This window comes from Yinghuangia seranimata (genome assembly GCF_029953285.1).
Taxonomy (GTDB): domain Bacteria; phylum Actinomycetota; class Actinomycetes; order Streptomycetales; family Streptomycetaceae; genus Yinghuangia; species Yinghuangia seranimata.
The window spans coordinates 240,506-254,889 of sequence record NZ_JASAOI010000002.1 but is presented as its reverse complement, the minus strand read 5'-3'; the positions used below and the strand labels follow the sequence as shown (position 1 = coordinate 254,889).

The following is a 14,384-nucleotide window of genomic DNA, read 5'->3' as shown; positions in this document are numbered from 1 at the left end:
CTACGAGCGGGACCGCGACGTGTGCCAGGTCGGCGGCTCCAGGACGTCGGCCGGCGCCCGGCGCGGAGTGGACGGCGCCTGGGTGGTGCTCAGGCCGAGCCGGAGGATCATCTGCGCGGACCGGTGCAGCGCCTCCCCCGGCGGCAGCGTGAGGTGGCCGGCTTCGAAGCGCAGTTCCTCGTCCTCCAGGGGTTGGTTCGCGAACGACGCCGCGACACCGCGCCGGGTAGCGGTGACCAGGACGCGCAGGAGTGCCTGGCCCGCCGCGAGCCAGTCGCCGCGGGTGTCCGAGGCGGTCTCCAGCACGGCGATCGTCGGCCGCGCTTCGAAGGCCGTGTGCTCGCGACCGGCGATATCGCGTCCGACGGCCAGGTCGCGGACGGTCCCGGTCGGTTGTTCGGGCAGCGGGCCGAGGCTCTCCGCCCCGACCCCTTCGCGGCGGCGTGCGGCGTCCGGAGCGTCGACCCAGGCGGCACGTTCGTCGCGGAGCCCCTGCTCCTCGAGCCACGTGGCCTCACGGATCAGGGCGAGCAGGTGGTCGTACGCGGGCTCCCAGGCCGCGACGCGCAGCCAGGCGTCCTCCGCGCGCGCGGCGGCGCCCAGCTCGTCGAGGACCGCGGTCGGGACGGGTGTGTCCTGGAAGGGCCCCCGGTCGGTGCGGCGCCGCGCCAGGTACGGGTGCAGTTCCACGAAGCGCGGATCCGGCGCCTCCGCGACGACCCGCACGCGCGCCGCGAACAGCGGGTCGTCCTCGTCCGGGCGTCCCTCCACGGCGGTGCCGAAGCCGCACGCCGCGTAGCCGAGCCGTGCGGCGAACGTCGCCGCGCCGCAGGCGATGACCGCTTCGCGGCCCGCGGGGTCGCTGCGGGGCAGACGCCGGGTCGGGTCGACATGGACCTCGAGATCGCCGCCGTCCCACCGGAACCACCACGGCTGGGTGTTGTACTTCGACGGGGCGGAGGTGGCCGCGCGCAGGACCGTCTCCCGCTGGGTCGGGGTCGGTGCCGCGGTCATGGAGCGACATCTCCCGCGGTGCGCGCCGGCGCGATGCGGCGGCCCGTCACCCGGTCCGGGCGGATGCGCATCCAAAGGGTGCGGTCGCCGCCCGCCCACGGGACGAGTCCGAGGCTGTCGAGGCGCTTCTCCTCCACGTCGTCGTGGACCTGCTCGGCAGCGCCGACGACGAGGACGCTCCAACCGAGGTGGGCCGACTGGACGAGGTCGTCCACCTCGAACGCGACTTTCCCCGACACCGTCGACGGCAGCGATCCGGGCTTCGTGCGCAGGACGATGTCGCGCCCGTCCACCAGGTAGTTGACGGGCACGACGAACGGCTCCGGCGCGTTGCCCGGCGACAGGCGGCCGACGTTCCCGAGGGCGAGCCGGGCGTAGCACTCCTCCTCGCCCATGTCGGTGAGTTCCGGCGCGATCCCGTGCGTCGAGCGGTCGGCGTCGGGCCGCGGAGGCGGATCGGACGGGTCGTAGTCCGCGGCGAGCAGGCGCCCCACGGTGGTGTCCAGAGACCACGCCAGGCGCGACAGGGACGCCAGGTTCCACGCCGCGGTGCCTTCTTCCAGCGCCTCGACCCAGCCGACGGAGATGCCGCCGCGTGCGGCTGCTTCGGAAGCGGACAGGCCGCACACGCGGCGGCGGGCGCCGGCGTTGCGTCCCACGGTCCGGGCGTCCGGGCTCCGGGTCCCTGCGGTCTGGTCGCTCATGGCGGCCCTCCTTGCGGGTGGGGCCGATCGCCTGGCCCGAAGGAGGACAGGCGCATCGATTTCCTCTCAATACCCATGATTCCCACCCCCGCGCCGCCGAGACCGGGGAGCCCGGCTCCTCGGGGAGGGCCGAACGGCCCTGTCGGGCGGTCGGCGCGGGGGTGGGCTCCGGCCGGGTCAGTCGGCGGGTGTGATGAGCCCGTAGTGGCCGTCGTAGCGGTGGTAGAGGACGTTGCCGCGACCGGTGGTGGTGTCCACGAAGAACACGAACGGCTGCCCGGTCTCCTCCAACCGCACCTTGGCGCCGGCGACGTCCAGGCGCGGCGGTGCCTGCGGGCTGACGGTCATCGGCACCGCGGTCGGGCCGAGCCGGTCCGGCTGCGGGTGCACCTGGGCGAGCCGCCACCCGGTCGGCCCGGTGCGGTACACGACGCTGTCCTCGCCGGTCGCCAGGTCGGTGAAGAGGTGGAAGCCGTAGCCCATCGTCTCCATCTCGAACCCGGCCTCGTCCGGGGTCTCACGGGCCAGGGAGTACGACTTGTGCCGCACGACCTCCCGCTCGTGCGCGGGGCGCGGGAAGTGGTCCGGCCGGTGCGCCGGCTCGGCCCCGTGCCGCCACTGGCCGGGACCGGGCTTGGGCAGGGTGCCGCGCCGCGCCTGCCAGTCCTGGCGCAGCCGGTCCAACTGCCGGGCGAGCCGGTCCTGCAGCAGATCGACCGCCTCGGTCATCGTCGCCGCCGCGACCTGGGCCCGGGCCTGGCGACCGTTGACGTCCACACCCGCCTGGGCGACCGCCGGCCGCTCGGTGGCCGGGTTGCGGGTCTGCGTCAGGCGCACCCGCGCGAACAGCACAGGCTCGCGCACGGACTCCAGCAGCGCGGCGATCTTGCCACGGGCGTACTCGTCCGCGCCGCGCGGAAGGTCCCCCTGCGCCTCCACCTTGATTTCCGGCACAACCACGGGAGTCGACCTGTTCTTCATGGCATCCGCTCCGTTTCCTCGGACGTCCGGACGGCGCACCGCCGTCGGCGGGTACCAGACCACCACGGGCTGAGATCAGCGGAACAGGGCCGCACGGCCCGCCCACCGGGCCGGGTGGCACGCCCACGTACGGAGACGCGCGGTCAGCGGCCGCGGTCGCCGGGCGGGATGCCCAAGTGCCGCATCAGGCCGAGGACGTCCCAGTGCCACCAGCCCTCTTTGATCCTGCCGTCCTGGAACCGGAAGACGGTGGTGCCGGTGACCTCAGCGGGTCTGCCCGTGGCGGGGGTGCCCATGAAGTCGCCGATGTGGGTGCCGTGCCAGGTCCAGCGGGTGCAGACCTGGTCGGCGTCCGCGAGCTGGCTGTCGACGGTGAACGCGAAGTCGAACGCCTTGAGCCAGCGCCGCGCCTGGTCGCGGAGGGCGGCCGTGCCGCGGGTCTCGACCCGGTTGCCGTGATCGTGGTCGCGGTAGTCGGGGGCGAACAGTTCGTCGATGACGCCGAGGTGGCCGAGGGCGACCTGCTCGAAGAAGCGGCGGACCGCGGCCTTGTCGAGCCTGTCGTCGCGGACGAGGTCGAGGTCGGTGAACGTGGGGGGTTCGTCGCACAACGCGGCCGTCTCGCGGAAGACGCGGCCGGTCTCGGGGAGGCCGGAATCGCGCACGGCCTGCTCGTACGAGGAGAACTCCACGATCTCGACGACGTGCGCGCGGTCCGCGCGGTCGGCGCCGACCATGGCGTGGGTCGCGGTCCGCCTCCCCCGGGTCTCGTCGATCCATGAGCCCATCAGCCGGTTCACGTCGTCGACGCGGCTGGTCCTGCATTCCATGATCTGTACGAAGGTCACGGTGCCACCTCCTACGGTGTCCGCGGGGGGACGAACGTGACCGGGGTCGCGCTGTGGCGCAGGACGTACAGGCTGATTCCGCCGGGGATCTCCGGGGAGCTGATGCCGGTGGTGCCCAGGACCAACTGTTCCGCGTCGCGGGCCCGCTCCACCAGGCGCTCGCCGGGAGGGCCGTGCAGCGGGGCGGTGATCACCTCGTCGGGGACGTCGCGTTGCCGGATCAGGCTCTCCAGCGCGCGTTGCAGCCGCTGCCGGGCGACCTCGAGATGCCCGTCACGGCCTGTGTCGTCCGGGTGCAGTTCCTCCCACACGGCGACGACGTCGAGGACCAGGCCCCGTTCACAGGCCTCGGTCGACGCCCAGCGCAGGGCCACCGCCGCACCGAACGAGCCGTCCACGCCGACCACGATCCGCCGTCGGGCGCGGTCCGCGAGCTGGTCGACCGGCACCTCTACCGCGACGACCTTGCCCGTGCTCTCGGCAGACGCCATCACGGACCTCCCAGCCGGACCGTGCCCGTACGCGTTGCCGGTGCACGGTCCCTTCTTCCAGCCTCTCGCCAAGCGGCGATCGCCGCGAACCTTTCCGGACGCGAAATTTAGGCGTAATGTCGGAATCGGCCTGCGGGGCGAGCGAGGGAGTTCAGCCACCGTTGTTGTGGGTGACCGGACTGAGAGGCCGAAAGGTCGAGAGACCGGACGGCGACCTCCATCACCTGATCCGGACAATGCCGGCGAAGGGAGCCCACCTCGCAGGTCGCGTCGTGCGTGGGACGCGGCCCCCGAGGCCCCCCGACCGCGGCCTCCGGCCCGGCGCCTTCCTACTTCGAGAAGCCGTCGCTCCAAGCGGCCTTCGCCCCCGAGTCACCGATGCGGTAGACGTCCACGACGGCTCCCACCGACACGGCGAGCGACAGCACCAGGGTCGCGATGCGCAGCGGCGCCGCGAACCGCTGTGTGCTGCGCGGGGACCCGGAAGGGGACCCGGAAGCGGCCGCGCGGCGGACCGTCCACCAGACGACGACCGCGAGGACGAACAGGCCCCCGGCCCAGGGGAGCAGGCCGTCGGCGAGCCCCGCATGACGACGCACCAGTTCGTTGCTGTCGACGTGCCGCTCCAGCCACTCCCCCGACTCCGTGGTGAGGGGAATGCTCCCGAGCGTGACCAGGGCGAGCAGCGGCAGCACGATGCCCATGCGCTTGGCCGCACTCGGCCAGATCGCACTGACCGTGAGTGCCAGCGCGGTCAACGGGACGAGCACGACGACGAAGTGCACGAGCAGCACGTGCGCGGGTAGGCCATTGATCAGGCTCATGGGAGCTTCTCCAGCCGGTGGGTCCATGATGTGTCGGTCGGCTGGGGAGCCTGGCACAGGAAGTTCTGAGCTTCTTCTGAACGCCTGGGCGAACCACCGGTTCCCCCTGGCCCGCCGCCGCGGAGGTCAGCCGCCCGGTGCTCCCCAGATCGGGAACCACCGGGTCAGGTCCGGTTCGACGGGCAGCTCGTGCTCGAGCAGGGCCTTGGTCTGGAGTTCGAGCGGGCTGTCGCGCTTGTCGCCGGGCAGCGGGGCGAACGGGTAGAACGTCCCGCGCTTGTAGAGGTAGACGAGGGCGAGCGAACGGGTCCCGGCGTCGCCGAACCACACGAGGGAGCACAGCAGGTGCGGGCCGAAGCCGCTCTCCTCCAGGGAGGTGTTCACCGCGTGCACGTCGTTGACCAGCGAGGCCAGGTCGTCCGGGGCACGCCGGACGAGGAGCCAGTGGTAGCCGTACGAGTCCTTGCTGAACTCGACGGGGGCGCCGACGGGTTCGGAGCCGACGGTCCCGGCGGTCCCGGCGTTCAACAAGGCGCCGACCTCCTCGCGGACCCGGGTGAAGGCGGTGCCCTCGACGGCGGCGAAGCACACCGTTCCGCGTCCGGTCGGGGCGAAGCCGGTGGCCGCCTGGAGTGTGAGCGCCGCCGACGGTACGTCGAACAGCCGGTCCAGGTTGGGCCGGACGGGTTTGGTGCGGCCCAGAACCGTGTCCCAGAACCCCATTGGCATCAGCTCCTTCCCGGGCGCCTCACTGCGGTGCCTCCTCGCCGAGCTGTGCGGAGATCTCCGCGAGTGCTTCGAGTCGGCGGTCCAGGCTCGGGTGGGTCGAGAACAGCTTGGCCAGGGTCGTGCCGGGCCCGAGTGCCGGGCTGAAGAAGAACGCGTTGAACGCCTGGGCGGTGCGCAGGTCTTCCGTGGGGATGCGGGCGATGTCGCCGCTGACCTTGGTGAGTGCCGACGCCAGCGCGGACGGGCGTCCGGTGAGCTGGGCGCCGGCGCGGTCGGCGGCCAGTTCGCGGTAGCGGGACAGGGCGCGGATGAGCAGGAAGCTGATGGCGTAGACCGCGGCGGAGACCAGCATGACGATGCCGAACACGGCGGCGGTGTTCTGGTCGCGGCGGCCGCGTCCGCCGAACAGCTGGGAGTAGAACGCGAAGCGGACCATCAGCCCGGCGATGACGCCCAGGAACGAGGCGACGGTGATCACCGCCACGTCGCGGTGCGCGACATGGGACAGTTCGTGGGCGAGGACGCCTTCCAGCTCGGCCGGTTCGAGACGGCGCTGGAGCCCCCGGGTGACGCAGACGACGGCGTGGTTCGGGTTGCGGCCGGTGGCGAACGCGTTGGGCAGGTCCATGCCGGAGACGGCGACCTGCGGCTTCGGCATGTCGGCGGCGGCGCACAACCGGTCCACGACGCCGTGCAGTTCGGGTTCCTCCTCGGGGGTGACGACGCGGCCGTGCATGGCATACAGGGCGATCCGGTCGGAGAACCAGTACTGCGCGCCCAGCAGCCCGGCGGCGATGACCACCACGAGGGCGGTGGACTTGAGCAGCACGATCAGCGCGGCGATGAACGCCACGTACAGCAGCCCGAGCAGGAACATCGTGACCAGCATGCGGCCGGTCAGCCCCCGGTCGGGCGCGAAGCGGCTTCGCACGGCCCTCACCCCGGGATCAGGCCCTCGTCGGACAGCAGCTCGCGCACCCGCGCCAGGCTGGTGTGCCGGTCGGGGAGGACCAGGTCGGACGGCGTGATCACGTCGTCGGGCAGTGGCGTGCCGACCGCCCGCACGGCGTCCAGCAGGGCCTCCAGCGCGCTGCTGAAGCCGGCTTCGTCGTCGGCGTCGGCGGCCGCCTGCACGGCGGCGTCCAGGGCGTTGAGCCGGTCCAGGTCGGCGTCGGCGATCTGGTACTGGCCCTCGCCGAGAATCCTCATGATCATGACGATTCCTCCTGTCCGGTCTCGTGCCGCGCGGGCGCGGTCGCGGATTCCCCGCCCGGGAGCGCGGTCTTGGCCGACGCACCGGGCAACTCGGCCTTCATCCGTGCGAGTTCGGCATCCACGTCGCTGCCTGCGGTGACCGCGTCGAGTTCGGCCTGGAGGTCGTCCCGGCCCGCGGGGGCGGTCGCGTCCTCCAGGGCGCCGGACGCGATCAGCTCGTCCAGCGCGCCTGCGCGGGCCTGCATCTGGGCGGTCTTGTCCTCGGCCCGCTGCATCGCCAGACCGACGTCGCCCATCTCCTCGCCGATACCGGTGACCGCCTCGGTGATCATGGTCTGGGACTCGGCGGCCGTGTAGTTCGCCTTGATCGTCTCCTTGCGGACCCGGAACGCGTCCACCCGCGCCTGGAGCCGCTCCGCCGCCAGCGTGAGCTTTTCCTCCTGCTCGTGCAGCGACGCCTGCTGGGCCTCCAGGTCGGTGATCTGCGCGAGCGTGGCGGTGCGGCGGGTCAGCGCCTCGCGTGCCAGGTCCTCGCGTCCCATGCCGAGCGCCTGCTGGGCCTGGTCCTGGAGCTTGCCGGCGGACAGCCTGAGCTGGTCGGTCTGCAGCTCGACGCGCTTGTGGCTGGTGGCCACGTCCGCGACTCCGCGGCGGACCTTCCGCAGCATCTCAAGCTGCTGCTCGTACGCGTAGTCGAGGACCTCCCGCGGATCCTCGGCCCGGTCCAGGGCCTTGTTCGCCTTGACCCGGAACAAGGTGGCCATCCGGTGGGTGATGCCGGTCATCGTGCACGCCCTTCCTGCTCATGCGGGTGCGGTCCGTGAGGTTCGGGACCGCGCAGAACGGCCAGGCGGCGCAGGTATTCGTCCTCGTCGATCTCGCCCCGGGCGAACCGCTCGGTCAGGAGGTGCTGAGGCGTCGCGGGCCGCGGCGGCGGCGCGACGGACCGGGATTGCTCGCGGCCGGCCACGCTGCGCACGAGCCAGAAGACCAGGGCGATCGCCAAGGCCCAGAAGACGACCATGCCGACGGCCATTCCGAACCAGTCCCAGCCACTGAAGTCGTGGTCGAACATCATCACCAACGTACCTCCGGCATCGGGACGGGACCCCGGCCGCGCGGCCGGGCCGCCTCCCGACGCTCCCACCGTCGCTCCCCGGCGGGGCTTCCCCAAGTGCCGATCGGCCCGGGCCACCGGGCCTGACAGCCCATACGAGGCACCCGTGTCCGGGGGACGGCCCCGCCGATCCGCGGCACATGCCCGTTTCGGCCTAGCGCACCAGCACCCGCTCGTTCATGCGCGGCACCACGGCGGTCCAGCCGAGCCGGTCGTCGATCCGGCCGCGCAGCACAGCCGCGCCGTCGGGTTCGCCGTGCACGAGGTAGGTCGTGTGGGGTGCCGGGCTGCCGCGCAGCCACTGGAGGATCTCGTCGGCGTCCGCGTGCGCGGAGAACCCCGGAACATTCAGAACCTGGGCGTGGACCGGCACGTAGCCGCCGTACATCTTCAGGACCCGCGCGCCGTCGACCAGGTCTCGGGCTCGGGTGCCGGCCGCGGCGAAGCCGACGATGACGACGGTGTTGCGGGGATCCGGCAGGAGCTGCTGGAGGTGCCGCACCACGCGGCCGCCCGTCGCCATCCCGGATGCGGACACGATGACGCAGGGGATCCGTGACTCCATCAAGCGCGTCGAGTCCTCCAGGGAGCGGATCGGCAGGAACGGCCCGGCGTCGAGGGCCATCTCTCCGATCGCGCCCGCATCCGGACGCAGCTCCGGAGCGTGCGCCTCCGACGCCCGCCGGTAGACCTCCAGAGCGGCCAGCGCGAGGGGACTGTCGACGAACACCGGCACGGTCTGCGGGATACGTCCGGAGCGGCGGAGCTCGGCGAGTTCGTGCAGCACGACCTCGGTACGGTCGACCGCGAACGACGGGATCAGCACCGTCCCGCCACGCGCCAGCGTGTACCCCACCGCGTCCGCGAAGCGCGCCCGCGCCGCGGCGTCGTCGTGGCGACGGTTGCCGTACGTCGACTCCAACAGCAGCACATCGGCGCCGCCGAACGGCTCCGGCGGTTTCAGCAGCGGGTGCACCGGGCGCCCGAGATCGCCGCTGGAGGCCAGTGTGTGACCGTCTTCCAGCGTCAGGTGCACCCATGTGGAGCCCAGGATGTGCCCGGCGTGGTGAAGACGGACGACGGTGTCCTTCGCCGGCTCGACGGGCTCACCGACCCGTACGGGCGTGATCAGGCCCATCGTGCGGTCGACGTCCTCGTCCGTGTACAGCGGTTCCGCGGGACGGTGCTTCGACCACCCGTAGCGGTTGGCGTGGTCCGCCTCTTCACGCAGGAGGTGGGCGCTGTCGCGCAGGATCAACTCCGCGAGCGCGGCCGTGTTCGGGCTGCACACGACAGGCCCGCCGAACCCGTCGCGGACCAGCCGCGGCAGGTACCCGCAGTGGTCGAGGTGCGCGTGCGTGAGGATCACGGCGTCGACGTCCGCCGGGTCGAGCGGCAACGGTCGGCGGTTGCGGCGCCGCAGTTCGGCGGCTCCCTGGAAGAGCCCGCAGTCGACCAGCATCCGCGCGTGGTCGGTCTCCACCAGGAACTTGCTGCCGGTCACCGTGCCCACGCCGCCCAGGAACGTGAGGAGGCCGGGCCGGGTTCGCGGACGGATCGTGGTCATGACGGCTCCGTTCCGTCGCCCTCACCGCACCACCGCGTCCGACGGCATCGGCCGTGGAAGGCGCCGAACGGAACCGGCGGTCGGCGACGCGGCGCTCACGGGAACAGCGCCTCAGGCTTCTCGACGTGTGCTTCAGGGCCGGGGAAGAACAGCGACTCGTGGTCGTCTTCGGTCCAGCGGACCGTGTAGGGCGGAGCGCCGTCGGCCTGCTCCACGCCGATCACCAGTCCGATGCGCCGGGGCTCGCCCACGTGCGGGGACTCCACGACGATCCAGTCGCCAACCTGCGCCTTCATGATGCCGCTCCCTCTTCCGGAGTTCCCCGAGACTGCGGCGACCGCCCACGAGCGCGGGCCGGCGGTTCCAGGATGACGTCGATCCCGGCGCCGCGCACAGGGCCGAACGGCCCGGCGCCGCGCACGAACCCCCGCGCCCGGCTGCGGCGGCTCGGATCCGGCCGCAGCATGAGGAAAGGGTGGTGTCCGCGCGGACCCGGCAGGAGGCAGGCTCATGGAGGAGCGCAGCGCCGACGCGAGGCCCCGCGATCCGTGGCGGGCCCTGGGCCTCCGGCGCGGCAGGGCCGGTGAGCGGCTCCTGAGCGCCTTGGCCCGGGCCCGCGCCGGCACGGCGGACCCGGTCGGCGACTGGGCTCCCGACGTCGCGGGTCAGGTGGGTCTGCCCGCGGCCGCGGCGCTCGGACCGGCGTCGTACTACGCCGACCTGGCCGCGCCCACGGGCCGCCGCCACGTGCGGGTCTGCACGGCGGCGGCCTGCTTCGCCGCGCGAGGCGGCCGACACCTGGCGGAGGCCGCGGACGCGTGCGGTGCCGCACCCGACACGGTCAGTGAGGACGGGACGGTGTCCCTCCAGACCGTGCGCTGCCTCGGCTACTGCTACGCCGGACCGGCCGCGCTCGACGGCGGGACCGCCTGCACCGGCGCCACCCTCGCCGACCAGCTCGCCGGACGCGTGCCGCCGAGCGCACCGGACGTCCCCGCCGTCGACAGCACCGGCGATCCCGTCCTGCTGGCCGGGCTCGTGGCCGGAGAGCGCGCCTGGCAGGTGTGGCCGGGCACGGTCTCCTCCCGGACCCCCGAGCAGGTGTGGCAGGAGGTGTCCGCGTCCGGGCTGCGGGGACGCGGCGGCGCGGGATTCCCGGTCGCGGCGAAATGGGACGCCGTCCGCCACGGCCCGGACGCCGTTGTGGTCGCCAACGGAGACGAAGGCGACCCCGGGTCCTTCGCCGACCGGCTGCTGCTGGAGTACGACCCCGACCGGGTCGTGGAGGGCATCGCGCTGGCGTGCTTCGCCTGCCGCGCTCGCGAAGCCGTCGTCCTCGTGCGGTCGGAGTATCCGCGCGCGTTGGCACGGATGCGCGAGGCCGTGGCGCGGGCCTACGCCGACGGGCACTTGGGCGCCGCGGTCCACGGCACCGCGACCACGCTGGACGTGCGCGTCGTCGAGGGCGCCGGCTCGTACGTGGCGGGAGAGGAGACCGCGCTGATCGCGGGCCTCCAGGGCGAACGCGGCTGCGCCCGCCCGCGTCCGCCCTACCCGACCGACCACGGGCTGTGGGACGCGCCGACCGTGGTGAACAACGTCGAGACCCTCGCGGCAGTGCCGTGGATCGTCCGGCGCGGTGCCGCCGCCTACGCAAGGCGCGGCACCACGGACGAGACGGGGACCAAGCTCGTCTGCCTGTCCGAGCGTTTCGCGCGCCCCGGCGTCTACGAGGTGGAACTCGGCGTCTCGGTCGCGCGCATCGTCGCCGATCTCGGCGACGGCCTGCGCGACGGCGCCGACCTCGCCGTGCTGCAGGTCGGCGGCCCGCTCGGCGGGTTCCTGCCGGCCGACGGACTCGACGTGCCGCTCTCGGAGGCCGCCCTCGCGGCCCGGGGGGCGGCGCTCGGGCACGCCGGCATGGTCGCGTTCGACACGTCGGTCGCGCCGTTGGACGTGCTGCGCCACGTCTGGGCCTTCGCGGCTGCGGAGAGCTGCGGCGCGTGCTCGCCGTGCCGGGTGGGATCGCGTCGGGGGCTGGAGCTTGTCGAGGCGGGCGGGCAGCCCGGCACCGGGTACGCGCGGACGCTGCACGTGCTGTCGGAAGCGAGCCTGTGCGCGTTCGGGCGACGGATCCCGCCCGCGGTGCGCAGCCTGGCTCGGGCGTACGGGGGCCGACTGGCGGGGTGGGAATCGTGACGGAGCCCGTCGAGATCACCGTGGACGGGAGCACGGTCACCGTCCCGGAGGGCAGTTCGCTGCTCGCCGCGGTCCGGGCCGCCGGCCTCTGGGTTCCGTCGCTGTGCCATGACGACCGCTTCGGTCCGGCCGGGTCCTGCCGTACCTGCCTGGTCCGTGCCGACGGCCGCGTCGCCGCCGCATGTGTCACCCCCGCGACCCCCGGGGCCCGCGTCGAGGTCGGCTCCGGAGACCTGCCCGACCTGCGGCGGGACGCGGTCGAACTCATGGTGTCTGTGCTGCCGCCGCGCGCGTTGGCCTCCGGCTCCAGCGAGCTCTCCGACACCTGCGGGGCGTTGGGCATCACCCCGGACACCGCCCAGGGCGCGGGTGGGCACGGTGCCGACACCACGCATCCGTACGTCCATCTGGACCGAGACCTGTGCATCGCCTGCGGCCGGTGCGTCCGGATGTGCTCCGAGGTACAGGGCACGTTCGCGCTCACTCTGGTCGGACGCGGCTCGGACACCGTGGTCGCGCCCGGCACCGGCGGTCCCTGGGCGCAGTCCGACTGCGTGGCCTGCGGCGGATGCGTGGACACCTGCCCGACCGGCGCGATCACGGCGCCCGGCGAGGCGGCCGGCCTCACCTCGGCACGACCGCACGCGGCGACCACCCGTACCACGTGCGGCTATTGCGGTGTCGGGTGCACGCTGGACGTCGTCTCGCGCGGCGACGAGGTGGCCGCCGTCCTTCCGGCCCGGGACGGCGCGGTCAACCGCGGACACGCCTGCGTCAAAGGGCGGTTCGCGTACGGCTACCTGCGCTCGGAAGAACGGCTCACGCAGCCTTTGCTGCGCCGCGGCGGAGTCCTCGAACCCGTCGGCTGGGACGAGGCGCTGGCGTGCGTGGCGCGCGGTTTCGCCGAGGCGGTCGCCGCCGCGGGGCCCGACGCGGTGGGACTGATCTCCTCGGCCCGCGCCACCAACGAGGAGAACTACCTCCTGCAGAAGTTCATGCGCGTCGCGATCGGTACCAACAACATCGACAACTGCTCGCGCCTGTGCCACGCGCCCTCGGCCGCCGGGCTTACCGCGTCGTTCGGACTCGCCGGCGGCACCGACACGTTCGACGACGTCGAGCAGGCAGACTGCTTCCTGATCGTCGGCGCCAATCCGGTCGAAGCCCACCCCGTCGTCGGCGCGCGGCTGCTGCAGAGCGCCCTGCGCGGGGCGAAGTTGCTTGTCGCCGACCCGCGTGCGGTCGGGCTCGCCCGGTACGCCGACGTCCATCTGCGGCCGCGGCCGGGTACCAACGTGGCACTGTTCCACGGCCTCGCACATGTGCTCATCGCCGAAGGCCTGAGCGACGACGACTTCCTGCGCGAACGCGCGACCGGCCTGCCGGAACTCACCCGGCTTCTGACGGACTACCCGCCCGAACGGGTCGCCGACATCACCGGCGTGCCGGCGGAACGGATCACCGAGGCGGCCCGGCTCTACGGGCAGGCCGAGCGGCCCGCGATCGTCTACGGCCTGGGCGTCACCGAGCACCTGCACGGCACCGACGGCGTCCGCGCGCTCGCCAACCTCGCGATCCTGCGGGGCGCGGTCGGCACCGGACGCGGCTACGGGGTCAACCCGCTCCGTGGTCAGAACAACGTCCAAGGCGCGTCCGACATGGGCGCGCTGCCCGACCTGCTGCCCGGCTACGCGAAGGTCGCCGACCCGGCCGCCCGGGCACGCGTGGAACAGGTCTGGAGCGCCGCCGTCCCCACGCGATCCGGCCTGCGCATCCCGGAGATGTTCGCCGCCGCGCGGTCCGGCGGCCTGCGGGCGCTGTGGATCGTCGGCGAAGACGTCTGCGCCACCGATCCCGACACCACCCGCATCGCCGAGGCGATCGACGCCTGCCCGCTCGTGGTGTGCAACGAACTCTTCCTCTCCGAAACCGCCCGCCGCGCCGACGTCGTGCTGCCGGTCGCCTCGTGGCTCGAGAAGGACGGCACGTTCGTCAACTTCGACCGCCGCTTCCAGCGCGTCCGCGCGGCGGTCGAGCCACCGCGCGACGTGCGCACGGACTTCGCCGTGGTCCATGCCGTCGCTGCGGCGCTCGGCGTCGACCTCGGCTGCCCGACCCCGGCCGCCGCGCTCGACGAATGCGCCCGCGTCTCTCCGCATTTCGCGGGCCTGTCGCACCAGCGCCTGGACCGCGAGGGCGCGGTCCCGTGGCCGTGCCCGCACCCCGACCGGCCGGGCGAGGCGACGCTCTACCGCATGCGCTTCGCCACCCCGGACGGCAAGGCCCACCTGGCCGCCGCACCGTACCTCCCGCCCGGCGAACAGCCAGACGACGCCTACCCCTTGATCCTGGTGACCGGCCGCCGCTGGGCCCACTACAACTCCGGCAGCATGACCCGCCGGGGCGCCAACCTCCGGCTGCCGCCCGGCGACACCCTCGACCTGCATCCCGACGACGCGTCCCGCTTCGCCGTCGCCGACGGCGGACCGGTCTTCGTCGAAAGCCGCCACGGCCGGGCCCGGCTCGTCGCCCGCGTCAGCGAGGAGACCGCCCCCGGGCAGGTCTTCTGTGCCTTCCACTTCCCGTCCAGCGGCGTCAACCGCCTCACGTCCGACCACGCCGACACGGTGACCTCCTGCCCGGAGTACAAGGTCACCGCGGTTCGCGTCGCTTCCGACCCGACGGGATGACCACG

15 protein-coding genes are annotated in these 14,384 nt (G+C 73.2%); 2 read left to right on the top strand and 13 right to left on the bottom strand.

Annotated features, from left to right (window positions below):
* The 13 genes from QI554_RS01385 to QI554_RS01325 form a co-directional block, all read right to left on the bottom strand.
* Positions 1 to 1,014, bottom strand: a complete 1,014-nt coding sequence (locus QI554_RS01385) for an Acg family FMN-binding oxidoreductase (protein WP_281464857.1) — start codon at positions 1,012 to 1,014, stop codon at positions 1 to 3.
* A complete protein-coding gene (locus tag QI554_RS01380) occupies positions 1,011 to 1,718 on the bottom strand; it encodes a helix-turn-helix domain-containing protein (RefSeq protein ID WP_281464855.1) in 708 nt (235 codons plus the stop codon). The genes QI554_RS01385 and QI554_RS01380 overlap by 4 nt, the downstream gene beginning before the upstream one ends.
* A gap of 177 nt (positions 1,719 to 1,895) precedes the next feature.
* A complete protein-coding gene (locus tag QI554_RS01375) occupies positions 1,896 to 2,699 on the bottom strand; it encodes an HPF/RaiA family ribosome-associated protein (protein ID WP_281464853.1) in 804 nt (267 codons plus the stop codon).
* Positions 2,700 to 2,842: 143 nt separating this feature from the next.
* A complete protein-coding gene (locus QI554_RS01370) occupies positions 2,843 to 3,547 on the bottom strand; it encodes an ester cyclase (protein ID WP_281464851.1) in 705 nt (234 codons plus the stop codon).
* 11 nt (positions 3,548 to 3,558) lie between these two features.
* Positions 3,559 to 4,038: a universal stress protein gene (locus tag QI554_RS01365; protein ID WP_281464849.1), complete on the bottom strand. Its 480-nt coding sequence runs from the start codon at positions 4,036 to 4,038 to the stop codon at positions 3,559 to 3,561.
* Positions 4,039 to 4,367: 329 nt separating this feature from the next.
* Positions 4,368 to 4,862: a DUF2231 domain-containing protein gene (locus QI554_RS01360; protein WP_281464847.1), complete on the bottom strand. Its 495-nt coding sequence runs from the start codon at positions 4,860 to 4,862 to the stop codon at positions 4,368 to 4,370.
* Positions 4,863 to 4,988: 126 nt separating this feature from the next.
* Positions 4,989 to 5,585, bottom strand: coding sequence for a PspA-associated protein PspAB (gene pspAB, locus QI554_RS01355; protein ID WP_281464845.1), 597 nt, complete (start codon positions 5,583 to 5,585; stop codon positions 4,989 to 4,991).
* A gap of 25 nt (positions 5,586 to 5,610) precedes the next feature.
* Positions 5,611 to 6,522: a zinc metalloprotease HtpX gene (gene htpX / locus QI554_RS01350; RefSeq protein WP_281464843.1), complete on the bottom strand. Its 912-nt coding sequence runs from the start codon at positions 6,520 to 6,522 to the stop codon at positions 5,611 to 5,613.
* Positions 6,523 to 6,527: 5 nt separating this feature from the next.
* Positions 6,528 to 6,806: a PspA-associated protein PspAA gene (pspAA, locus tag QI554_RS01345; RefSeq protein ID WP_281464841.1), complete on the bottom strand. Its 279-nt coding sequence runs from the start codon at positions 6,804 to 6,806 to the stop codon at positions 6,528 to 6,530.
* Positions 6,803 to 7,591: a PspA/IM30 family protein gene (locus QI554_RS01340; RefSeq protein ID WP_281464839.1), complete on the bottom strand. Its 789-nt coding sequence runs from the start codon at positions 7,589 to 7,591 to the stop codon at positions 6,803 to 6,805. Before QI554_RS01340 ends, pspAA begins: the two co-directional genes overlap by 4 nt.
* Complete coding sequence (locus QI554_RS01335; protein ID WP_281464838.1) at positions 7,588 to 7,881, bottom strand: SHOCT domain-containing protein; 294 nt, start codon at positions 7,879 to 7,881, stop codon at positions 7,588 to 7,590. Before QI554_RS01335 ends, QI554_RS01340 begins: the two co-directional genes overlap by 4 nt.
* A 196-nt stretch (positions 7,882 to 8,077) precedes the next feature.
* Positions 8,078 to 9,490: an MBL fold metallo-hydrolase RNA specificity domain-containing protein gene (locus QI554_RS01330; RefSeq protein WP_281464837.1), complete on the bottom strand. Its 1,413-nt coding sequence runs from the start codon at positions 9,488 to 9,490 to the stop codon at positions 8,078 to 8,080.
* A gap of 95 nt (positions 9,491 to 9,585) precedes the next feature.
* A complete protein-coding gene (locus QI554_RS01325) occupies positions 9,586 to 9,786 on the bottom strand; it encodes a DUF1918 domain-containing protein (RefSeq protein WP_281464835.1) in 201 nt (66 codons plus the stop codon).
* Positions 9,787 to 10,000: 214 nt separating this feature from the next.
* Between QI554_RS01325 and QI554_RS01320 the strand changes: the two genes are divergently transcribed.
* Positions 10,001 to 11,689, top strand: a complete 1,689-nt coding sequence (locus tag QI554_RS01320; protein ID WP_281464833.1) for an NAD(P)H-dependent oxidoreductase subunit E — start codon at positions 10,001 to 10,003, stop codon at positions 11,687 to 11,689.
* The gene (gene fdhF / locus QI554_RS01315; RefSeq protein ID WP_281464831.1) at positions 11,686 to 14,379 is read left to right on the top strand and encodes a formate dehydrogenase subunit alpha; all 2,694 of its coding nucleotides are present in this window, start codon (positions 11,686 to 11,688) and stop codon (positions 14,377 to 14,379) included. Before QI554_RS01320 ends, fdhF begins: the two co-directional genes overlap by 4 nt.
* Positions 14,380 to 14,384: the final 5 nt, after the last annotated feature.